Source organism: Mycobacterium sp. NGS15, from assembly GCF_059813245.1.
This window is the reverse complement of the sequence record NZ_JCALEF010000005.1, coordinates 443,398-464,497: the sequence shown is the minus strand read 5'-3', so window position 1 is coordinate 464,497 and position 21,100 is coordinate 443,398. Positions and strand designations below refer to the sequence as shown.

The window sequence follows — 21,100 nt, the reverse complement described above, 5'->3', positions numbered from 1 at the left end:
CCAACCCGCTACCAATACGACAACGCGGCCCCGGATGGCGTTCCGCACCATCCACGGTTACCGACGCGCCTTCAGGATTGCGGGATCAGGACCTGCGCTGCTGCTGATCCACGGGATCGGCGATAACTCGGCCACCTGGGACAGCGTGCATGCACGGCTCGCCGAGCATTTCACCGTGATCGCCCCGGACCTACTGGGCCATGGGCAGTCTGACAAACCGCGCGCCGACTATTCGGTGGCGGCCTACGCCAACGGGATGCGGGACTTGCTGGCCGTCCTGGACATCGAGAAAGTCACCGTGGTCGGGCACTCGCTGGGCGGCGGCGTCGCGATGCAATTCACCTACCAGTTCCCCCATCTGGTCGAACGGCTCATCCTGGTCTCGCCGGGCGGGGTAACCAAGGATGTCAACATCGTATTGCGTTGCGCATCATTGCCCTTCGTCGGAGATGCAATTGGGCTGCTACGGCTACCGCTGGCCATGCCGATGATCCGGCTCGGCGGCGCGGTAGCACGCGCGACGCTGGGAAGAGCAGGAATGGCCCGCGACATCCCCGATGTTCTGCGCGTTCTCGCCGATCTACCCGAACCCCGGGCCTCGGCCGCATTCACCCGGACACTGCGCGCCGTGGTGGATTGGCGCGGCCAGGTGGTGACCATGCTGGACCGATGTTATTTGACCGAATCTGTTCCTGTGCAGCTCATCTGGGGCAGCGATGATCTGGTGATCCCCGTTAGCCATGGCCATCTGGCACACGCCGCGATGCCCGGGGCAACATTGGAGATCTTCGACCGCTCCGGACATTTCCCGTTCCATGACGACCCCGAACGATTCATCGCCGTCGTTCGCCAATTCATCGCCTCCACCAAGCCCGCCGAATACGACGAGGATGAATTGCGCCGATTGTTGCGCACCGGGGTGACCGAGGGCACGATCAGCGGCGCCGCGCGCACGCGGATGGCGGTGCTCGATGCCATGGGCACGGACGAGCGCAGCGCCACCTAGCCACGAGAGCTCAAGCGCTATCAGAGGTTTGCGCAATTCACGGGGTACCCGAGTGCGCAGCGCCCGAGGGACGTAGAGTCGGGGAATGAGCGTTGATGTCGCGGTTGTGCGCGTATTCACCGACGAGACAGGCAACTTCGGAAATCCTCTGGGAATCGTCAACGGTACCGACGTTGCCGCGGCGGACCGCCAAGAGATCGCCACCCGGCTAGGTTTCAGCGAGACGGTTTTCGTCGACCTCCCTGCCGAAGGGTCCAACACCGCACACCTGCGGATTTTCACCCCGGCCTCCGAACTGCCCTTCGCCGGACATCCGACGGTGGGATTGGCGTGGTGGCTACGCGAACGCGGGACACCGGTCAACACCCTTCAAGTTCCCGCGGGCGTACTCCAGGTCAGTTATGACGACCGCACGTGGATACGAGCCCGGTCCGATTGGGCCCCGGAGACCGATTTCCACGAGCTGGACTCCCCCGGCGATGTGGACGCCGCCGATCCCTCCGACTACACGGACGAACTGCTGCATTGCGTATGGGCGTGGCAGGACCGCAACGCAAACCTGGTGCGATCACGGGTGTTTGCCTTCGACCTGGGCGTCAACGAGGACGAAGCGACCGGGTCTGTCGCGGCACGGATGACCGACTTGTTGAGCCGTGACCTGATCGTCAATCAGGGCAAGGGATCGCAGATTCTTACGCAGTGGAGCCCGGAGGGCTGGGTGACGATCGGTGGCCATGTCGTCGCCGATCAATCGCTGACGTTGAGCTAGCACCGCGTGACCCTCGACCTGGGGTCAGGATCCAGTCGGCGCGTCCCGATGCGCGCGCAATGCGGCGATCTCGCGTTCAAAGTCCTCGGCGGAGCTGAATCCGCGATACACCGAGGCGAAGCGCAAATATGCGACCTCGTCCAGATCGCGCAGCGGGCCGAGAATAGCCAGACCCACCTCATTACTGGGAATCTCTGGTGACCCGGCGGCCCGGACCGCATCTTCGACCTGCTGGGCAAGCAGATTCAGCGCATCGTCGTCGACGTCGCGGCCCTGACAAGCCCGGCGCACACCCTTGATGACCTTGTCCCGACTGAAGGGCTCGGTAACACCACTGCGTTTCACAACGGCCAGCACCGCGGTTTCCACAGTGGTGAAACGACGGCCGCACTCCGGACACGATCGCCGCCGACGTATCGCCTGACCCTCATCCGCTTCACGAGAATCGACAACGCGTGAGTCAGGATGGCGGCAGAACGGACAGTGCATTACTGCTCCTTCGCCGGTTCTGGACTCCAAGTCACTGGGCTGAGCGGGTTGCCGCACAGTGCAGCGCGCCCAGACCGGTCTTGAGGATACCCGTGCTCCCACACGTTCGAAGGTCACGTCCGTCCGCCGATCAGCCGACGGGGGAAACCAGCGTCTGACCGGCTTGTACTGTCGCCGAGTCAAGTTCGTTGAGTTCACGGATCTTGGACACCACCGCCGAGCGCGGGGCATCCGGCGCGACACGCGACGCCACGTCGGCCAGAGTCTCTCCGGGAGCGACCTGGACGACCGCAACGCGATCCGGCACGCCAACTCCCCCCATTCCGGCAGCGCTGACCTGGCCAAGCATCAGCAGCCACATTGTCGCCACCGCGGCACCCACCGAGACGACAATGGTCGCCTTCAGGCTCACCGGACGACGGCGATGCACCCGATGCGGCACTACCGAGAGTCGGATCCCGGTGCCCCTGTACGCGACCGGCCGGCCGGCAGGCCTCCGGTAGGCGACGGTGCGCACCGGTAGCGCCCGACGCTGAGTCAGCGGGTACTCCGCGCTATAGGCACGTGCCTGCGGGGCGTAATCGCGTGACGCGTACTCGGCAGCGCGAGAACGCGGCGTGGTGAGAACGTTTGTGCTCATCTGTGTGCCCTTCCTGTCCTGTCGATCGGGAGGCCCGTTCGCTCTTATGTTCGAATGTACTCGATCATGTGTTCGATGTCCGAACATGTGATCGATTTGTAGCATCCGCCACCGACAAGTGGCTCTGAGCTGCATAAATCTGATCCACCACCAGCCCATCAGGCGCTATTTGCGACACGCATCGAACACATGTTTGATAAATGTCGTCGACAGGTCTAGATTCGGGCCCATGAGCGATACACCCAGCAAGGGACCCGCCACCGGTTCACTGACCGAGCGCCAGCGGACCATCCTGGAGGTCATCCGCGCGTCGGTGAATGAGCGGGGCTATCCCCCGAGCATCCGCGAAATCGGAGACGCCGTCGGGCTAACCTCGACATCGTCGGTCGCCCATCAACTACGCACTCTCGAACAGAAGGGTTTCCTGCGGCGCGATCCGAATCGTCCACGCGCCGTTGATGTTCGAGGAATGGATGATTCCCGCGGCCCATCGGCCACCACCGACGTGGTTGGCTCCGGCGACCTTCCGGAGCCCACGTTCGTACCCGTCCTGGGACGAATTGCCGCCGGTGGTCCCATCCTGGCCGAGGAGGCCGTCGAGGATGTGTTCCCGCTCCCCCGCGAGCTCGTCGGCGAGGGGTCACTATTCCTACTGAAGGTGGTCGGCGAATCGATGATCGACGCCGCGATCTGCGATGGCGACTGGGTAGTGGTCCGCCAGCAGAACGTTGCCGATAACGGCGACATCGTTGCGGCGATGATCGACGGCGAAGCGACCGTCAAGACATTCAAACGGACCGCCGGTCAGGTCTGGCTGATGCCACACAATCCACTGTTCGAGCCGATCCCGGGCAACGACGCCGCCATCCTCGGCAAGGTCGTCACCGTCCTCCGCAAGATCTAGCCGTCACCTGGCGGCGGCCCGGGAGCACTCTCGTCCTCTGCCCCGCCGTCCAGGGACGGCAAAAACAGCTGGAAATGCGCCACGTCGTGCCAGCTGCCCAACTTGTAACCGATCCGCCGGTAGAGCGCGACCTGCTCGAATCCCATTGCCCGATGCAGCTTTTCACTCGGCGCATTGGGAACTACGACGACGGCCAGCACCGTGCGATAACCGAGAGAGCGCAGCCGGTCCAGTAATGCCGTGTACAACTGTCGGCCGGCGCCGCGCTGCCGGCGCGTACCGTCCACATACACACTGACCTCACACGCCCACTGGTATGCGGTGCGTGACTTCCACGGCACCGCATAGGCATACCCCAGAATCTCTCCGGAGTCGTCGGCGACCAGCCAGGCATGGCGGTGCGCCGCCGTCTGGATGCGTTCGGCCAGAACGGCATCCGACGGCGGCACCTCCTCGAACGAGATGGCCGTATCCGTGACATACGGCGCGTAGATTGCCGCACAGGCAGCCGCGTCATCGGCGGCTGCGTCGCGAATGATCATGAGGCGCTAGAGCGAGCGCCCGATGATCTCCTTCATGATCTCGGTGGTTCCGCCGTAGATCGTCTGGATACGCGAGTCCATGTACGCCCGGGCAACCGGGTACTCGCGCATGAAGCCATACCCACCGTGCAGCTGCAGGCAGCGGTCGATCAGGTGAACCTGCTTCTCGGTGCTGTACCACTTGGCCATCGCGGCCTGCTCGACGCTCAGTTCCTTCTTGTTGAGCAGCGTGATGAACTGGTCGACCATGATCCGGATCATCGTGGCATCGGTGGCGAGCTCGGCCAGCACAAAGCGGCTGTTCTGGAAACTCTTGATCGGCTTGCCGAACGCCTTACGCTCGGATGTGTACTGGATTGTCGACTCAAGCATGGTTTCCATCGCCGCGGCCGCTACGACGGCAATGGACATGCGCTCCTGGGGCAGGTTCTGCATGAGGTAGATGAAGCCCTGGCCCTCTTCACCGAGGATGTTGGCAGCGGGCACCCGGACATCGGTGAAGGACAGCTCGGCGGTGTCCTGTGCGTCCAGGCCCATCTTGTCGAGCTTGCGGCCGCGCTCAAAGCCCTCCATGCCACGCTCCACGACGATGAGGCTGAAGCCCAGCGCGCCCTTCTCAGGATCGGTCTGGGCGACCACGATGACCAGGTCTGCGTTAATGCCGTTGGTGATGAAGGTCTTGGACCCATTGAGAATGTAATGATCGCCGTCCTTGACCGCGCGGGTCTTGATGCCCTGCAGGTCACTTCCGGTGCCCGGCTCGGTCATGGCGATGGCGGTGATCAACTCACCGGAACAGAAGCCGGGGAACCAGCGAGCCTTCTGCTCGTCGTTGGCCAGATCCCGGAAGTATGGACCAGCGACATCGTTGTGCAGAGTGAAACCGATACCCGACTGGCGAGCCTTGGTGATCTCTTCGCCGATGATGGCGTTGTAGCGGAAATCGACGAGTCCACCGCCGCCGAACTCCTCGGGCATGTCAGTGCCCAGGAAGCCCTGTTTGCCCGCCTCGACCCAGAGAGAGCGGTCGACGATCTTGTTCTCGTCCCATTCCTCCCGGTACGGCTCGGCGTGCCGTTCCAGGAAGGTCTTGAACGACTCACGGAACAGTTCGTGCTCGGGTTCGAAAATGGTGCGTTTGAACTTAACGGCGCCGGCCATGATCACCTTCCGGTTTGGATTTACGTACTCGGCAGAATGTATACCAACCCACTGGTCGGTCGATACTCGCCTACCGGGTTTCGACGGACAGAAAGCCTAGGCTGACTGGGGTGACCAAGCTGGCGCTTTCCCACACTCACTGGGGCGCATTTACCCCCGAGGTCCACGACGGCGAAGTGATTGGCGTCACACCCATCCCGACCGATCTGGACCCCTCCCCACTGCTGCAGAACATTCCCGGATCGATCCGCCACCCGGCCCGCGTGACCGCGCCATCCGTACGGCGCGGCTGGCTGCGAGACGGACCCGGCCCCAGCACAGCGCGTGGCGCCGACGAGTACGTCGAGGTGTCCTGGGACGAGCTCACCGAACTGCTGGCCGATGAACTGCGCCGCATCGCCGACACCCACGGCAATGAAGCCATCTACGGAGGCTCGTACGGCTGGGCCAGTGCCGGACGATTCCACCACGCCCAGAGTCAGGTGCACCGTTTCCTGAAACTGCTTGGTGGGTGCACCTTTTCACGTCATTCGTACAGCCTGGGTGCAACCGGGGTCATCATGCCGCACGTCGTCGGCACCCACGACGAGCTGTTCAAGAGGTCGACGTCATGGGACGTCATCGTCGAGAACACCGATCTACTGGTCTCGTTCGGCGGAATCGCCCTGAAGAACACTGGTGTCAACCATGGCGGCACCACCGCGCATCCGGCTCGTGATGCCCTCGACAGGTTCCGCGCCCGCGGTGGGCGCATCGTGTCATTCAGCCCGTTGCGCGATGACATCGACGGCGAATGCGAGTGGCACGCGCCCGTTCCTGGGACCGATGTCGCGGTCATGCTCGCTCTGGCCCATGTGCTGGCCAGTGAAGGTCTCGCGAATTTGGCCTTCTTACGCACCTACTGCACCGGTTACGAACGGTTCGAGCGCTATCTCCTGGGCGTCGACGACGGTGTGCCCAAGACCCCGGAATGGGCAGCAAGCATCAGCGCCCTGGACGCTGACGAGCTGCGTACGCTGGCGCGGCGCATGGCGGCCGGACGCACTCTGGTGACGGTCAGCTGGTCGCTGCAGCGGGTGCGCCACGGCGAACAGGCCCCGTGGATGGGGCTCACCCTGGCTGCGATGCTCGGCCAGATCGGTCTTCCCGGAGGCGGTTTCGGCCACGGCTATGGCTCGATGAACGAGGCCGGGCTGGCGCCGGTCAGCTGCCCACTGCCGACCTTCCCCCAGGGCCCCAACCCGGTCGAGACGTTCATCCCGGTGGCGGCCATCAGTGAGCTGCTGCTGCGGCCCGGCGAAACACTCGCCTACAACGGTCAGATCCTCACTCTGCCGGACATCAAATGCGTCTACTGGGCGGGTGGCAATCCGTTTCACCACCATCAGAACCTGCCGCGACTGCGCCGCGCGCTGGCACGCGTCGACACCGTTGTGGTCCACGATCCGGTGTGGACGCCGATGGCCAAGCACGCCGATATCGTGGTGCCGTCTACCACCAGCCTGGAACGCGACGACTTCTCCGGAAGCCGCAACGACCCACTGCTGGTGGCGATGAAGGCCGCAGCACCGCCCTACGCCAACTCGCGCGATGACTACACGACATTCTCGGCGCTCGCCGAGAGGCTCGGGTTCGGCGAGCAGTTCTCCGAGGGACGCACCGCCGCGCAGTGGCTACGCCACATCTACACCGAATGGGCCGGCGCCCGCGATTTCGCGGTGCCATCCTTCGACGATTTCTGGGAGCAGGGCTATCTGCAGTTGCCGACCGATCCCGGTCTGACTCTGCTGTCCGACTTCCGCGAAAACCCAGACGCGCACCCGCTACACACTCCGAGCGGGCGCATCGAGATCTTCTCGGAAACCATCGACGGTTTTGGATACGCCGACTGCGGTGGACACCCGCAGTGGTACGAACCGGTGGAATGGCTGAACGGCGAACGCGCCCAAGACTTCCCGCTGCACCTGATCGCCAATCAGCCGCGGACCAGGCTGCACAGCCAGCTCGATTTCGGCGCCACCAGCCAGGCCTCGAAGGTGCAGGGACGCGAACCCATCCGCATACATCCGGCCGACGCCGCCGAGCGTGGCATCGGCGACGGCGACGTGGTGCGGGTGTTCAACGACCGCGGTGCCTGCCTGGCCGGGGCGGTTCTCGACGAGGGCGTACGGCGCCAGGTGGTACAGCTGGCCACCGGCGCGTGGTACGACCCGATCGATCCTTCTGATCCGGATTCGGCCTGCGCACATGGCAATCCCAATGTCCTCACCGACGACTCGGGAACCTCGTCCTTGGCACAGGGCTGCACCGGTCAGCACGTGCTGGTGCAGATCGAGCGGTTCGAGGGATCACCGCCTCCGATCCGGGCGCACATCCCGCCGCGGATCGTTCCGCACGATTAGAGCCCGGCGAGGAGCGCGGCCAGCGCCCGAGGCACCCGGCCCACTACACGCGTGCCTTCTGCCAGATGTTCGGTGGAGTGCACCTGACCCTCGGTATGGATTCGGGCCACCAGTTCACCGCGGTCATAAGGGATGACCACGTCGACGGGCACGTCTGCGCGAGGCACCGTCTCGGCAATGGCCTCCCGGAGCTGGGAGATCCCGTCACCGGTGTGCGCCGACACGAACAGCGCCTTGGGCAGCGCGCGACGCAGCTGCGCCAAAGCAAGATCACCGGCCGCGTCGATCTTGTTGATCACCAATAATTCTGGAGACGACGAGCTTGTGTTACCCAAACTGTCGGCGATGACGTCGCTGATCACCGCGCGCACCGCCTCGATCTGGGCCAGCGGCGCCAAATCTGAGCCATCCACCACGTGGACGAGCAGGTCCGCGTCAGCCACCTCTTCCAGAGTGGACCGAAAGGACTCCACCAACTGGGTGGGCAGGTGCCGCACGAAACCGACGGTATCGGTGATGACGAATTCGCGTCCGTCATCAAATGTTCCGCGTCGCGTCGTCGGTTCGAGCGTGGCGAACAGCGCATCCTGAACCAGTACCCCAGCGCCGGTGATCGCGTTCAGCAGGCTCGACTTACCGGCGTTGGTGTAGCCGACGATGGCAATCGACGGAGCATCGCTCTCGAGTCGACGGCTGCGCTTGGTGTCACGAACCGTTTTCATTTCACGGATCTCACGACGCAGCTTGGACATGCGTTCGCGGATCCGGCGCCGGTCCGTCTCGATCTTCGTCTCACCGGGGCCACGAGTACCCACACCGCCCCCGGCGCCGCCGGCACGGCCACCGGCCTGGCGCGACATCGATTCACCCCAGCCACGCAGCCTCGGCAGCATGTACTCCATCTGCGCCAGGGACACCTGTGCCTTGCCTTCGCGGCTGGTGGCGTGCTGGGCGAAGATATCCAGAATCAGCGCGGTGCGGTCGATGACCTTGACCTTCACCGCCCTCTCGAGCGCTACCAGCTGCGCCGGGCTGAGTTCACCGTCGCAGATCACGGTGTCGGCACCGGTGGCCAACACGATCTCACGCAGCTCGATCGCCTTGCCAGATCCGATATATGTTGCCGGATCAGGTTTTTGACGGCGTTGAATCAACGCTTCGAGCACCTCGGACCCGGCGGTCTCGGCGAGCGCCGCCAGTTCAGCCATGCTGACGTCGGCCTCATGCGAGGTTCCGTCGGTCCAGACCCCTACCAGCACAACCCGTTCCAAGCGCAGCTGCCGGTACTCAACCTCGGTGACGTCGGCGAGTTCGGTGGAGAGCCCCGCCACACGTTTAAGTGCGGCGCGGTCTTCGAGGGCAAGTTCGCCGTCGGTGGGTGTCGGAAAGGATGTCGAATTCATGTCTCTGCTGTCTGCTCTTCGCGCACGTCGCTCATCGCGCACTGATGCTCCCACCTGTGGCTCATCGATCGCATCCCCATTATCCGCAGGCGCCAATGCCGCCCCACCATTCGTCGGAGATTTCGCCGTCGGCAAGCAGCATCGAAGGCCCGCGCAGGAAGCTGGACTCAGCGGTGACCGTCACCCGAACCTGTCCACCGGGGATGTTGACCACAATCTCGCCGGTCGACTGCCCGAGGTGCCGCAATGCCGCATAGGCGGCCGCCACGGTTCCTGTTCCGCAGGAACGTGTCTCGCCGACGCCACGTTCGTGGACCCGCATCTGCACCGCGCCGACGGAACCGTCAGTGCCGTTCACGGGGGCCGTCAGCACCTCAATGTTGACCCCGTCGGGAAACAGCTCTTCGCCGAACTCCACCGGGGCACCCACGTCGAGCAAGCGCAGATCCTCAGCCGTCAGATCAGCGTCCACACAGGCCAGATGCGGATTACCCACATCAATGGCCAGACCGGAGAACCGTCGGCCGCCGACACTCGCCTCGCCGGCGCCGAACTCCTTCACCGGCCCCATGTCGACGGTCACATCGGCCGCAAGCTGGCTCCAGGAATTGATACGCACCGGCCGGGGACCGGCCAGCGATGCGACAACGAACTCGTCGCGGTGTTCCAGCCCCACCGACCGCAGATAGTGCGCGAACACCCGGACACCGTTACCGCACATTTCAGCGATCGAGCCGTCAGCATTGCGGTAGTCCATGAACCAGTCTTCGCTGCCAACCCCGACCGGCTTCTCAGCCAGCACCCCGCCCTCGAGTGCAGCGCCCACGGTGGTCACGCGCAGCACGCCATCGGCGCCAAGACCGCGTTGCCTGTCACACAACGCCTGGACGGCGGGCACCGACAGATCCCGTTTGATGTGGACGTCCGGCAGCACCACGAAGTCGTTCTGGGTGCCGTGGCCCTTGGTGAACTTCACGTATTCGAGGATAGGCGCCACCGCGACTCGATTTCGCCGCAGAGTCCGGCTGCGTCACCGCCGCCGCCCGCCAGCCACATGATGCGGTGATCGCGGCCAAACCACGATCGCTGACGGCGCACATAGCGCCGGGTGCCCACGAATGTCAGTTCACGCGCCTGTGCCAGATCGTCGGAGCCTCCTCCGGCGTCCAGCGCCGCGATCACCTGGGCGTATCCGATGGCCCTCGATGCGGTGACGCCGTCACGTAACCCGACATCCAGCAGCGCCTCGACCTCGGTGACCAGTCCCTGCTCGAACATCAGATCCGTGCGCCGTGCGATCCGTTCGTCGAGTTTCTCCGTGTGCCAGTCCAATCCCACGATCAATGTGTCCCACCGCGGAGGGCCGATCGTCGGCGCCGAGGCGGCGAACGGCTGTCCGGTGAGTTCGATCACCTCCAGCGCCCGCACCGTGCGACGCCCGTCGGTAGGCAAGATGACCGCCGCCGCCGCCGGGTCGCGTGTGGCGAGTTCGGCGTGCAACGCGGCGACGCCAATCTCCGCCAGCCTCTGCTCCCAGCGCGCCCGTACCTGCGCATCCGTTGCCGGAAACGTCCAATCATCAAGCAATGCTTGGATATACATCATCGACCCACCGACGATCACGGGCACGTGTCCTCGTGCCCGGATGGCATCGATGGCCGCGACGGCCTCCCGTTGGTAGGTCGCGACGGTGGCAGTCTCTGTCACATCGAGCACATCGAGCATGTGGTGTGGAATGTCCCGGCGTTCCACCGCCGGCACCTTGGCCGTACCGATATCCATACCGCGGTACAGCTGCATGGCGTCCGCGTTGACGATTTCGCCGCTCAATCGCTCGGCGAGATCGAGCGCGAGCGCCGACTTGCCGGTGGCGGTGGGGCCGATGACAGCGATGGGTCGCATCACGAAACCCGCCAGGTGCCTGCGAAGTAACCAACCCCATACGGGGCTCCTTGGTAAAGGCACCGGGCCTGAACGGCATCCGAACCCACCAACCCGGCAAGTGCCTGATAGACGGCGCCCCCGCCGATGACGTGTGATAAATGGCGCAATGAGGCCGCATCCCCCTGCGCGAGCGCGTCGACAAGTCCCTGCTGCGCGGCCCCGGCCTCCGGCCGATACCCCCCGGGCGCCTTGTCGGTGAGGGTGTTGGCACCGTCGGCGATGACAAGTACACCCGGGGGTGTCGGTAACGCCTCGATCTCGTCACGCAACGCGCGCCCACAGACGGCGCCGTCCGCGTCGGAGACACCGACAAACCGCACCTGTACCTCCGCGGACGCCACACGTGCCCGTAACCACCCGGCGATGAGCGCCGCCAATGGCAGGTCGACGGCGGCGGCGGGCATCGAGGAGAGCGAAACACGCACGTCAGCCCCGTATCCGGCGAATGTGCCCGACACGTCGCTGCCGTACCGGCCATCCCCTGCTCCGATCGCGATCCATCGGCTGGGCAGGCTTCGCGCCGCCGTGATCGCCGCCTCACGCAGGTCAGCGGTTTCGTTGGCAGCCTCGCCGCCCAGCTCGGGCACCAGCAGCGGGGTCGATGGGCAGATCGCTATCGAAAGGTCCACGACGCTAGGTGGCCTTCGGGGTAGGAGGCACAGCATTTCCCCTCGCTCGGCCCGGCCCGGGATACGCTGGCCACCGGTGGACGACCTGCTGGATGGCATCGCCAAATGCGTCGCAGGCAGGTGCTCCGACGGCGAGTGCCGACGCGATATCCGTCTCGGACATCGCGGCCTCCTCGCGGAATCATCTGGCATATGTTCGCCCGTGCGGCGATGACACCTGTTTGAATGAACGGTGTAGTGAGCTTAGGGCGCCGTGTTGCGCGGCAACAATTGTAGGAAGAGGTTTCGATGCCGGATCAGTCACCACAGCAAGAGAACGTTGCTCCCGTCCACCAGCCCGGAGCTGCCCCCGCCCCCCGGCCGGGGCCGAAACCTCATCCGATACCGCGGCGTCCCGCGGCATCGGCGCCCGCTCCCGCGGCCCACCATGTTGATCCGCACAAGTTCGGCCGTGTGGATGACGACGGCAGCGTGTGGCTGATCACATCCGCCGGTGAGCGTCAGATCGGGTCGTGGCAGGCTGGAGACGCCGACGCGGCCTATACGCATTTCGGCCGTCGGTTCGAAGACCTTGAGACGGAAATCCAGCTACTGGAATTGCGGCTCAGTTCGGGTTCCGGCGACGCTCGCAAGATCAGGACTGCCGCTGAGCACCTCGTAGAGACGCTGCCCACCGCCGCCGTCCTCGGCGATGTGGACTCACTCTCGGCACGATTGTCGGCACTCCTGGAGTCCGCGGACGCCCAGGCCGCCGCGGCGCGCGCGCAGCGTGATGAGGCCCGCTTAGCGAGTATCTCGCGCAAGGAAGAGCTCGCCGCCGAAGCCGAGGAGCTCGCGAACAATTCCACACAGTGGAAGGCCGCCGGTGATCGGATCCGGGCCATCCTCGACGAGTGGAAATCCATCCATGGCGTCGACCGCAAGACCGACGATGCCCTGTGGAAGCGGTACTCGACGGCACGCGAGACGTTCAACCGCAGGCGCGGTGCGCATTTCGCCGAACTGGATCGCGAACGCGCCGGGGCGCGGGAGAAGAAGGAAGAACTCTGCAAGCGGGCCGAGGCACTTTCGGACTCCACCGACTGGGGCGCCACCTCGGCGGTATTCCGGAATCTGCTGAACGACTGGAAGGCCGCCGGCCGGGCCCCCCGGGAGACGGACGACAACCTGTGGCACCGCTTCAAGGCCGCTCAGGACAAGTTCTTCGCAGCCCGCAATGCCGAATCCGCCTCCCGCGATGCTGAATTCGTGGCCAACGCGGATGCCAAGCGTGCGCTGCTGGTCGAGGCCGAGAAGATCGATCCGGAGACCGACGTGGACGGCGCCCGGGCGGCGCTGCGGGCCATCGGCGACAAGTGGGACGCCATCGGAAAGGTGCCGCGTGAGCAGCAGACCGATCTGGAACGGCGGCTGCGTGCGGTAGAGAAGAAGGTGCGCGAAGCCGGCGAATCCGGTTGGGGCGACCCCGAGGCGGAGGCACGAGCCGAGCAGTTCCGCAATCGCGCGCGCCAGTTCGAAGAGCAGGCCGCCAAGGCAGAGGCGGCGGGCAAGACCAAGGATGCGGAGAAGGCTCGTGCCAGCGCCAAGCAGTGGCAGGAATGGGCCGATGCGGCGGTGGCCGCGGTCAAGAGCCGGTCGCGCTAGTTACTGCGCGTCGCCGTCGTCCTCGAAGGCGTCGTCAAGGAAAGTGCGCTGATCGCGCTTGGCGGCCTCACGCCGCTCCTGCTCGGCCGCAAGCTGCACCGCGGTACGCGACCACACCACCCGCGCCCAGTGGAAGGTCAACAGAATGACGGCGATCCAGGCGACCACCAACCCGATCCCCGGACCGGGATGTCCGGCCCCGGCGGTCTGACGCGTCCAAATGGCGAGCATGCCAATCACACTGGCGACGAACGACCCCGCCAGCGCGATCCAGGACAGCACCCAGCGGCGGGTCAGTAACGCCAGCATGGAAAACCCGACACCGAAGACCATCGCGAGCCACACGAAGATGCGGGAGGGCACCCGCACAGATTCCTGGTCCGCTATCGCCCCGTTGAACAGAACGTCGAATCCCCTGGCATGCCCGGTGTGCGGCAGTACGAAGGTGAGAAGCAGTACGAAGACCAGGACGGCCACCACGAGGGCTCGGGCGCCCGGATCGATCTCCCCCGCGACCTTCTTCTCGGCCGCGTCGATGTCCTTGTGAAACGCCGCGAACTCCTCCAACTCGGGGTCTTCTTTTCCGGATTCCGCGTCACTCATAGCCCGCACCCTGCAACCTCAATCTGCTCTGCCGCCTTCGGGACTCCAATTGCGGGCATGCCCAAGCCAATTCCTGATGTAGACGGCTTCTTGCCGGTTTCGTGCGCGTCACCGGCCCGGGTGCGCCGATGGCTCAGCACTCCCCCGTCGGCAATCAGGTGATGCGGTGCCGCGCCGGTGACGTCGAGGGTGATGACATCGCCGGGACGCAGCTCCCCGTCGAGCTGTCCTTGCGGCCGGAAGTGCACCAAACGGCCGTCACGGGCGCGCCCGCTCATGCGTGCGGTCTCGCCGTCCTTCCGGCCCTCACCGGTGGCGATCAGCACCTCGATCTGTCGACCGATCTGCTTCTTATTCTCTTCCAGCGTGATGGACTCCTGCAGCACGATGAGCCGGTCATAGCGTTCCTGTACAACGGCTTTCGGCAGTTGATCGGGAAGGTCGGCCGCCGGGGTGCCCGGCCGTATCGAGTACTGAAAGGTGAAGGCACTGGAGAAGCGTGCGCGACGCACAACCTCAAGTGTCTGCGCGAAGTCCTCTTCGGTCTCGCCGGGGAATCCCACGATGATGTCGGTGGTGATGGCGGCGTCCGGCATGACCGCACGCACCTTGTCGATGATCGACAGGAAGCGCTCGGACCGGTAGGACCGGCGCATAGCCTTGAGGATGCGGTCAGAACCAGATTGCAGCGGCATATGCAGCTGGGGACACACATTCGGAGTCTGTGCCATGGCCTCGATGACGTCATCGGTGAATTCAGCCGGATGCGGGGAGGTGAATCGCACCCGTTCCAGTCCCTCAATGCGGCCGCAGGCCCGCAACAGATCGGCGAAAGCACCTCGGTCGCGGGCGATGTCGGGACCGGCGAAGTTGATCCCGTAGGCGTTGACGTTCTGACCGAGCAGCGTCACCTCCAGCACACCCTGATCCACCAAAGCCTGTACCTCGGCGAGGATGTCACCGGGTCGACGGTCGATCTCCTTGCCGCGCAGGGAGGGAACGATACAAAAGGTGCAGGTGTTGTTGCAGCCCACCGAGATCGACACCCAGGCCGCATAGGCCGATTCGCGGGTGGCGGGCAGCGCCGACGGAAAGTGTTCGAGGGCCTCGACGATCTCGACCTGGGCCTCGTTGTTGTGACGTGCCCGCTCCAGCAGCGTGGGCAGCGATCCTATGTTGTGCGTGCCGAAGACGACGTCGACCCACGGCGCCTTTTTGAGCATGCCCTCGCGGTCCTTCTGGGCGAGACAGCCGCCGACGGCGATCTGCATGTTCGGGTTGGCGGCTTTGCGTGGTGCCAGATGGCTGATGTTTCCGTACAGCTTGTTATCGGCGTTCTCACGCACCGCACAGGTGTTGAAGATGACGATGTCGGCATCGGTGCCGTCGGGGGCCTTGACGTATCCGGCCGCATCCAGGAGACCCGACACCCGCTCGGAGTCGTGCACATTCATCTGGCAGCCGTAGGTGCGGACCTGGTACGTCCGGACCGCCGATACATCGGAAGTCACGGTACTGGTCACCGGCTTATGGTACGTGCCCGCGTTCAGGCGGTTTCCGTCGCCAATTGACGACGTTTCCACGACCGCTTCTTCATCGTGTCCGCTCTGGCACGTGCCAGCCCTGCCACCAATCGTCGATGCCGTAGACGGCATTGACGCCCACCCACACGCACCAGCCGGCCCACACCCACGATTCAGGAAAGCCGGGCTGGACGAACGCTTCGCGAACGGTCATGACGACGATGCCCCCGATCAGCCCGATAACGATCACGAACGAGATATCTCGCCTGGGCCGTGGTCGCTCGAGAATCTCACCGTCGCGGAAGTGCAGCCCCGCATTGACCGTCACCTGCCTCGATGGCGTGGCGAAACGCATTAGCGAGCTGGGCAGTAAGCACAGCCCGAAAACCAGCCCGAAACTTGCCATAACCCAGCCCCAGGGCGTTGCCCCACTCAACACCGCGACGGGAAACGACGTGATGAACAGCACAGATGTGATGACACGCGCGAAGGCCTTGATTCGCGGACCCTCATAGGAGGGCCGCCGTCGCGTCCACATTCACCCAGTATGGCAGATGTTTGCTGAACCCGATCATACGGTGCGTCGAATCACATATCGCCGAATGCGCGTACCCGCTCGTTCCACGCTGCAAATGTGTGGGGAACCCGTATTGTCTGACCATGCCGGTGAGCACCGACACCTCAACGAGTGGGGAAAACACCCCCGCAACAAGCGTCCCGATGATCTCCCTCGAGCATGTCGACAAGCATTTCGGCGACCTGCACGTGCTCAGGGACATCACCCTCGAGATCCCCCGTGGGCAGGTCGTCGTCATCCTGGGCCCCTCCGGCTCGGGCAAGTCGACGCTGTGCCGCACCATCAACCGTCTCGAGCCCATCGACACCGGCACCATCCGAATCGACGGCAAAGCACTCCCCGAGGAGGGCCGCGCGCTGGCCAACCTGCGCGCGGAAGTGGGGATGGTTTTCCAGTCCTTCAACCTCTTCTCACACAAGACAATTCTCGACAACGTGACCCTCGCACCGATGAAGGTGCGCAAGAAGAACAAGGAAACCGCGCGCAAGCTCGCAATCGAACTGCTGGAACGCGTCGGGATCGCCAGTCAGAAAGACAAATACCCGGCGCAGCTATCCGGCGGGCAGCAACAACGCGTCGCGATCGCGCGATCCCTGGCCATGGGCCCCAAGGTCATGCTCTTCGACGAGCCCACCTCCGCGCTGGACCCCGAAATGGTCAACGAGGTTCTCGATGTCATGGTGGCGCTGGCCAAGGACGGCATGACCATGCTGGTGGTCACCCATGAGATGGGATTCGCCCGCAAGGCCGCCGACCGGATCATCTTCATGGCCGACGGTGCCATCGTCGAAGACACGGACCCGGAGAGCTTCTTCACCAACCCGAAGTCCGAACGCGCCAGGGACTTCCTCGGAAAGATCCTCGGACATTGATGAACCGCTTGCGCGACGAAGCTCAAGCACTGATGCGACGGCACACCGCACTGGTGGCGGTTGTGGCCTTGGCGGCCACCCTGATCAGTTCCTGCGGCAGCACCGAGCCACGGCAACTACTCGGATCGATTCGGAGCGGCACCGTCATCCTCGGGACGAAATTCGATCAGCCCGGGGTTGGCCTGCAGCACCCCGACAAGAAGATGAGCGGATTCGACGTCAAGATTTCCGAGTACGTCGTCAACGCCATCGCCGACGAACTCGGTGTCACGCACCCGACCATCCGCTGGTATGAGACGCCGTCGGCACAGCGCGAGCAACTCATCGACAACGGCACCGTGGACATGATCGCCGGGAGCTACTCGGTCAACTACAGCCGAGGCCAGAAGGTGTCATTCGCCGGCCCGTATCTCATTACCTACCAGGGACTTCTGGTGCGCAAGGCGGATGACTCACTGACCACGTTGGACGACCTGAACCGGGGCAAGAAGCTGTGCTCGGTATCCGGATCGACGCCCGCGCAGAACGTGAAGAACTTGCTGACCGGCACCCAACTGCAGGAGTTCGACTCATACTCCTCCTGCGTGGAGGCGCTGCGACGGGGCAAGGTCGATGCCCTCACCACCGACGAGACGATCCTGGCCGGGTACGCCAAGCGCTATGAGGGCGAGTTCAAGCTGATTCAGATGAACTACGAGCTGAGCAAGCCGTTGTGCATCGGGAAACCCAAGAAACAGAAGAAGAACGGCGACCCGTTCTCCAGGGAGGTGTACGGGATCGGTCTCGCAAAGGGTGATACCGCCGCCATCGAGGCCATCGACCGGGCGCTCGACAAGATGATCGCCAGCGGGGCCTGGGATGCCGATCTGCGGGAGGCCCTCGGCAACAGCACCATCGACGATTGGGAGAAGCGCGCCGAGAGCGGCACCTACGGCCTGCTGCCCGACCCCTCACTGGCCGCGATCGAGAAGATCACCAGCGCCAAGCCCGTCGCCGACAAGGCTTGTGAGGCCACATGAACGTGCTGTGGGCGAACATGGGGCCACAGCTGTGGCCCGCGTTCTGGACAACCCTCAAGCTGACATTCTTCTCGGCCGTCGGCGCACTGGTGTGGGGCACACTCCTGGCGGAATGCCGGGTCTCGCCGGTGCCGATCATGCGGATCTTCGGCACCTGGTATGTCAACCTGATCCGGAACACCCCGCTGACCCTGATCATCCTGTTCTGTTCGGTGGGGCTCTACCAGAATCTCGGTATCGCACTGGCGCCCGAAAACTCCAACTTCATCAAAAACAACAACTTCTGGCTATCTGTTCTTGGGTTCTCCTTGTACACAGCAACTTTCGTGTGCGAGACATTGCGCTCCGGGTTCAACACTGTTCCGCTGGGCCAGGCCGAGGCGGCGCGCTCCCTAGGCATGCCGTTCTGGAGGGTTTTGACGCTCATCGTGCTACCGCAGGCCATGCGGTCGGTCCTGGCACCCATGGGCAGCGTGCTGATCGCGCTGGTGAAGAACACCTCGATCGCCTCCGCGATCGGGGTCGCCGAGGCCGCCCTGCTGATGCGATCGGAGATCGAGCTGTTCGCCGACCAGATTGTCTGGATCTTCCTCGTCATCGCGGCGGGCTACATGGCGATCACGCTGACGATCGGGTTGACCTTCGGATACTTCGCGAAGCGGTTGGCGGTGAAGCGATGACCGGCAGTGCCACCGTCATGTATGACGCACCCGGCCCGAAGGCCCGTGCGGTCAATCGGATTATCGCTGTCGCGTTCACGGTCGTGGTGGGCGGGGCTGCGGCCTGGGTGATCTGGACCCTCGTCGCCAATGAACAGCTCACGGCCGAAAAGTGGTCGCCCTTCCTGCATCTGGACACGTGGACGACGTACATCCTGCCCGGGCTGTTCGGCACCATCACCGCGGCCGCGTTGTCGATCGTCTTCGCGCTGATTCTCGGTGCGGTGCTCGGCATCGGCCGGCTCTCCGAACACCGCGCGGTGCGGTGGATTTCGAGCGCCCTCGTCGAATTCTTCCGCGCGATCCCCGTGCTGATCTTGATGGTGTTCTCGTACTACCTGTACGGGCAGCAGGCCATTTTTCCGTCCGAGTATCTGGCATTCGCCGCAGTGGTGACGGGACTGTCGCTGTACAACGGCTCAGTTATCGCCGAGATCCTGCGCTCGGGCATCCAGTCGCTACCCAAGGGGCAGTCCGAGGCCGCCGTGGCACTGGGCATGCGCAAGTCGCAGATGATGCGGCTGATCCTGCTCCCCCAATCGATTGCGGCGATGCTGCCCGCTCTCATCTCCCAGATGGTCATCGCGCTGAAGGACTCTGCGCTGGGTTATGCATTCGGCTACATCGAGGTGGTGCGTTCGGGCATCCGCTCGGCGTCGTACTACGGAAACTATCTGCCGGCGCTCGTCGTGGTCGCGATCATCATGATCGTCATCAACTTCGCGCTGTCGTCACTGGCCACCAACATCGAGCGGCAGCTACGGGAAGGCCGCAAGAAGAAGAGCCTCTTGGAGGTTCCCCACGCACAACCCGAACCGGGGTTGGCCACCAAAGATCTCCTCGAGACACGCGGTGTGGATCCCGCACACACAGACTTGCGACGGGACTACGGCGAGTAGTCACCGGATCGGTAGTGGCGATTCGTCACCGGCCGGGCGGGGGCCGAAGATGCGGCGTTCTTCTTCGGCGAGCCGAGTGTCATTGATGCTGGCTTCGCGCCGTGACATCAGCCCTTCCGCGGTGAACTCCCATAATTCGTTGCCGTAGCTGCGCCACCACTGCCCGGTCTCGTCATACCACTCGTATTGGAAACGCACCGCTATCCGGTTCTCCCGGAACCCCCACAGCTCCTTGCGCAGCGCGTACCCGTTCTCCTTGGCCCACTTACGGCTCAAGAAGGCAACAATCTCAGCGCGCCCGGTGATGAACTCGTCGCGGTTTCGCCACACCGAATCCTCGGTGTAAGCGGCCGCGACGCGCTCGGGATCGCGCGTGTTCCAGGCATTCTCGGCGGCCCGCACCTTCTCGCGGGCGGAATCGATGTCGAACGGTGGCAACGGTGGGCGCATGATGTGTCTTTCCTTGTCAGAGAGGCGGATTAGCGGGTGAAGGTTCAGCTTCGCTCCAACGCAATGGGCTGGCATTGACGGTCTCGACAACCTCGTCGATGGTGAAGTCAACGGAGCACTGTGCACCCGGGGCGAAGGTGCCCTCGTCCCAATTGAGGCGCGCGGTCCCCGTGAGCTGCAGGGTCGATCCGGTGTGCCAGTTCGGGATCAGCAGACCACACCGGGGATCGACATGCAGGTTCCCCAGTGTCATAAACATCGAGTTCCCCACGTAGTCGGGCCAGCGTAGTTCGTTCGGCGAAAGCACCTGCAGGAAGCCGGAATTCCCGCCACGATGCGATGCGTCGGCGTTGCCTTCTCCATCGGCAGTGCCGACGATGAAGGTGTCCGTTGTCACGACCGTCCCTTGCTGCTCGTTGTTTAGCGCGGTCGTGTGGCGCGGCGACCCGGGCAATCCGGCGCCGATCCCGGAGACGTCGCGGCGCGCGATGTACTTGGGGCAGTTGGAATACACCTGTTCGGTAGTGAGGATAAGGCCCCGTCCCGCCGGCACAGCCGTACCGTTGACGCGCATCCGGCGCCGCCGTTGCGGCTGCAATGCGATCATGCCGATCTTGCGCTCCGAGCGAAGTGGCTCGGCCAGTGGGTCGCCCGGGACAGGCACACCGTCAATCGCGATGGTTCGGGCGTCGGTGGCATGCGCGAACCCCGGCGGCCCCACGATCTGACTCGCCCACATCCTGCCGCCGTCGTCCCGGGCCGACACGAACACCAGCGGCTGAGTCGCAAGAAAGGCCGCCGCAACCTCGGTGATCTGCGCCGAAATTATCCGGCCCACTCGAATGGCGCTGTCCGACTGCCCCATTCGATGCTGGACGGCAAGCTCGCCGGAGTGATAGATCATC

At 64.2% G+C, this 21,100-nt stretch carries 22 protein-coding genes; 9 read left to right on the top strand and 13 right to left on the bottom strand.

What is annotated here, in order from left to right:
• Positions 1-34 precede the first annotated feature (34 nt).
• On the top strand, positions 35-1,006 hold the full coding sequence (locus AC5Y5C_RS16820; RefSeq protein WP_499974657.1) for an alpha/beta fold hydrolase: 972 nt from the start codon (positions 35-37) through the stop codon (positions 1,004-1,006).
• 85 nt (positions 1,007-1,091) lie between these two features.
• Positions 1,092-1,775: a PhzF family phenazine biosynthesis protein gene (locus tag AC5Y5C_RS16815; RefSeq protein ID WP_499974217.1), complete on the top strand. Its 684-nt coding sequence runs from the start codon at positions 1,092-1,094 to the stop codon at positions 1,773-1,775.
• Positions 1,776-1,799: 24 nt separating this feature from the next.
• Here the strand turns inward: AC5Y5C_RS16815 and nrdR are convergent, their stop codons facing one another.
• Together nrdR and AC5Y5C_RS16805 are read right to left on the bottom strand one after the other, a co-directional pair.
• Complete coding sequence (nrdR, locus tag AC5Y5C_RS16810; protein WP_030093814.1) at positions 1,800-2,264, bottom strand: transcriptional regulator NrdR; 465 nt, start codon at positions 2,262-2,264, stop codon at positions 1,800-1,802.
• Between the two features lie 130 nt (positions 2,265-2,394).
• Positions 2,395-2,904, bottom strand: a complete 510-nt coding sequence (locus AC5Y5C_RS16805) for a LysM peptidoglycan-binding domain-containing protein (protein ID WP_499974214.1) — start codon at positions 2,902-2,904, stop codon at positions 2,395-2,397.
• Positions 2,905-3,133: 229 nt separating this feature from the next.
• Here AC5Y5C_RS16805 and lexA point away from each other — a divergent pair, with 229 nt between their 5' ends.
• Complete coding sequence (gene lexA, locus AC5Y5C_RS16800) at positions 3,134-3,808, top strand: transcriptional repressor LexA (RefSeq protein ID WP_499974212.1); 675 nt, start codon at positions 3,134-3,136, stop codon at positions 3,806-3,808.
• Here the strand turns inward: lexA and AC5Y5C_RS16795 are convergent.
• Positions 3,805-4,350, bottom strand: a complete 546-nt coding sequence (locus AC5Y5C_RS16795) for a GNAT family N-acetyltransferase (RefSeq protein ID WP_499974210.1) — start codon at positions 4,348-4,350, stop codon at positions 3,805-3,807. The two genes, lexA and AC5Y5C_RS16795, sit on opposite strands and share 4 nt — an antisense overlap.
• Positions 4,351-4,356: 6 nt before the next feature.
• On the bottom strand, positions 4,357-5,511 hold the full coding sequence (locus AC5Y5C_RS16790) for an acyl-CoA dehydrogenase family protein (RefSeq protein ID WP_499974208.1): 1,155 nt from the start codon (positions 5,509-5,511) through the stop codon (positions 4,357-4,359).
• A gap of 110 nt (positions 5,512-5,621) precedes the next feature.
• Between AC5Y5C_RS16790 and AC5Y5C_RS16785 the strand changes: the two genes are divergently transcribed.
• Positions 5,622-7,913: a molybdopterin-dependent oxidoreductase gene (locus AC5Y5C_RS16785; protein ID WP_499974206.1), complete on the top strand. Its 2,292-nt coding sequence runs from the start codon at positions 5,622-5,624 to the stop codon at positions 7,911-7,913.
• On the opposite strand, the gene hflX is transcribed toward AC5Y5C_RS16785, so the two are convergent.
• The 4 genes from hflX to AC5Y5C_RS16765 form a co-directional block, all read right to left on the bottom strand.
• On the bottom strand, positions 7,910-9,316 hold the full coding sequence (gene hflX, locus AC5Y5C_RS16780) for a GTPase HflX (protein ID WP_499974204.1): 1,407 nt from the start codon (positions 9,314-9,316) through the stop codon (positions 7,910-7,912). The two genes, AC5Y5C_RS16785 and hflX, sit on opposite strands and share 4 nt — an antisense overlap.
• Before the next feature lie 79 nt (positions 9,317-9,395).
• Entirely contained in the window at positions 9,396-10,292 is an 897-nt protein-coding gene (gene dapF / locus AC5Y5C_RS16775; RefSeq protein WP_499974202.1) for a diaminopimelate epimerase, read from the bottom strand.
• Positions 10,289-11,218 carry a tRNA (adenosine(37)-N6)-dimethylallyltransferase MiaA gene (gene miaA, locus AC5Y5C_RS16770; protein WP_499974201.1) on the bottom strand — a complete coding sequence of 310 codons (930 nt, stop codon included), beginning with the start codon at positions 11,216-11,218 and terminating at the stop codon, positions 10,289-10,291. Before miaA ends, dapF begins: the two co-directional genes overlap by 4 nt.
• Positions 11,218-11,889: a class III extradiol ring-cleavage dioxygenase family protein gene (locus tag AC5Y5C_RS16765; protein ID WP_499974199.1), complete on the bottom strand. Its 672-nt coding sequence runs from the start codon at positions 11,887-11,889 to the stop codon at positions 11,218-11,220. The genes miaA and AC5Y5C_RS16765 overlap by 1 nt, the downstream gene beginning before the upstream one ends.
• Positions 11,890-12,270: 381 nt before the next feature.
• On the opposite strand from AC5Y5C_RS16765, the gene AC5Y5C_RS16760 reads away from it, so the two are divergent.
• Positions 12,271-13,533 carry a DUF349 domain-containing protein gene (locus tag AC5Y5C_RS16760; protein WP_499974656.1) on the top strand — a complete coding sequence of 421 codons (1,263 nt, stop codon included), beginning with the start codon at positions 12,271-12,273 and terminating at the stop codon, positions 13,531-13,533.
• Here the strand turns inward: AC5Y5C_RS16760 and AC5Y5C_RS16755 are convergent, their stop codons facing one another.
• The 3 genes from AC5Y5C_RS16755 to AC5Y5C_RS16745 form a co-directional block, all read right to left on the bottom strand.
• Positions 13,534-14,136 (bottom strand): Rv2732c family membrane protein, encoded by a 603-nt coding sequence (locus AC5Y5C_RS16755; RefSeq protein WP_499974197.1) that lies wholly within the window; start codon positions 14,134-14,136, stop codon positions 13,534-13,536.
• Positions 14,133-15,659: a tRNA (N6-isopentenyl adenosine(37)-C2)-methylthiotransferase MiaB gene (gene miaB, locus AC5Y5C_RS16750; protein WP_499974195.1), complete on the bottom strand. Its 1,527-nt coding sequence runs from the start codon at positions 15,657-15,659 to the stop codon at positions 14,133-14,135. Before miaB ends, AC5Y5C_RS16755 begins: the two co-directional genes overlap by 4 nt.
• A gap of 70 nt (positions 15,660-15,729) precedes the next feature.
• Entirely contained in the window at positions 15,730-16,197 is a 468-nt protein-coding gene (locus AC5Y5C_RS16745) for a hypothetical protein (protein WP_499974193.1), read from the bottom strand.
• A gap of 182 nt (positions 16,198-16,379) precedes the next feature.
• Here AC5Y5C_RS16745 and gluA point away from each other — a divergent pair, with 182 nt between their 5' ends.
• Genes gluA through AC5Y5C_RS16725 form a run of 4 tightly spaced genes read left to right on the top strand, consistent with a single transcriptional unit; the run spans position 16,380 to position 19,745 of the window.
• Entirely contained in the window at positions 16,380-17,108 is a 729-nt protein-coding gene (gluA, locus tag AC5Y5C_RS16740; RefSeq protein WP_499974653.1) for a glutamate ABC transporter ATP-binding protein GluA, read from the top strand.
• The gene (locus AC5Y5C_RS16735; protein WP_499974191.1) at positions 17,108-18,127 is read left to right on the top strand and encodes a glutamate ABC transporter substrate-binding protein; all 1,020 of its coding nucleotides are present in this window, start codon (positions 17,108-17,110) and stop codon (positions 18,125-18,127) included. Before gluA ends, AC5Y5C_RS16735 begins: the two co-directional genes overlap by 1 nt.
• Positions 18,124-18,807, top strand: a complete 684-nt coding sequence (locus AC5Y5C_RS16730; protein WP_499974189.1) for an amino acid ABC transporter permease — start codon at positions 18,124-18,126, stop codon at positions 18,805-18,807. The genes AC5Y5C_RS16735 and AC5Y5C_RS16730 overlap by 4 nt, the downstream gene beginning before the upstream one ends.
• A complete protein-coding gene (locus AC5Y5C_RS16725; protein WP_499974187.1) occupies positions 18,804-19,745 on the top strand; it encodes an amino acid ABC transporter permease in 942 nt (313 codons plus the stop codon). Before AC5Y5C_RS16730 ends, AC5Y5C_RS16725 begins: the two co-directional genes overlap by 4 nt.
• Here the strand turns inward: AC5Y5C_RS16725 and AC5Y5C_RS16720 are convergent, their stop codons facing one another.
• Both AC5Y5C_RS16720 and AC5Y5C_RS16715 read right to left on the bottom strand, forming a co-directional pair.
• Complete coding sequence (locus AC5Y5C_RS16720; RefSeq protein WP_499974650.1) at positions 19,746-20,198, bottom strand: nuclear transport factor 2 family protein; 453 nt, start codon at positions 20,196-20,198, stop codon at positions 19,746-19,748.
• A gap of 13 nt (positions 20,199-20,211) precedes the next feature.
• Positions 20,212-21,099 (bottom strand): pyridoxamine 5'-phosphate oxidase family protein, encoded by an 888-nt coding sequence (locus tag AC5Y5C_RS16715; RefSeq protein ID WP_499974183.1) that lies wholly within the window; start codon positions 21,097-21,099, stop codon positions 20,212-20,214.
• Position 21,100 lies beyond the last annotated feature (1 nt).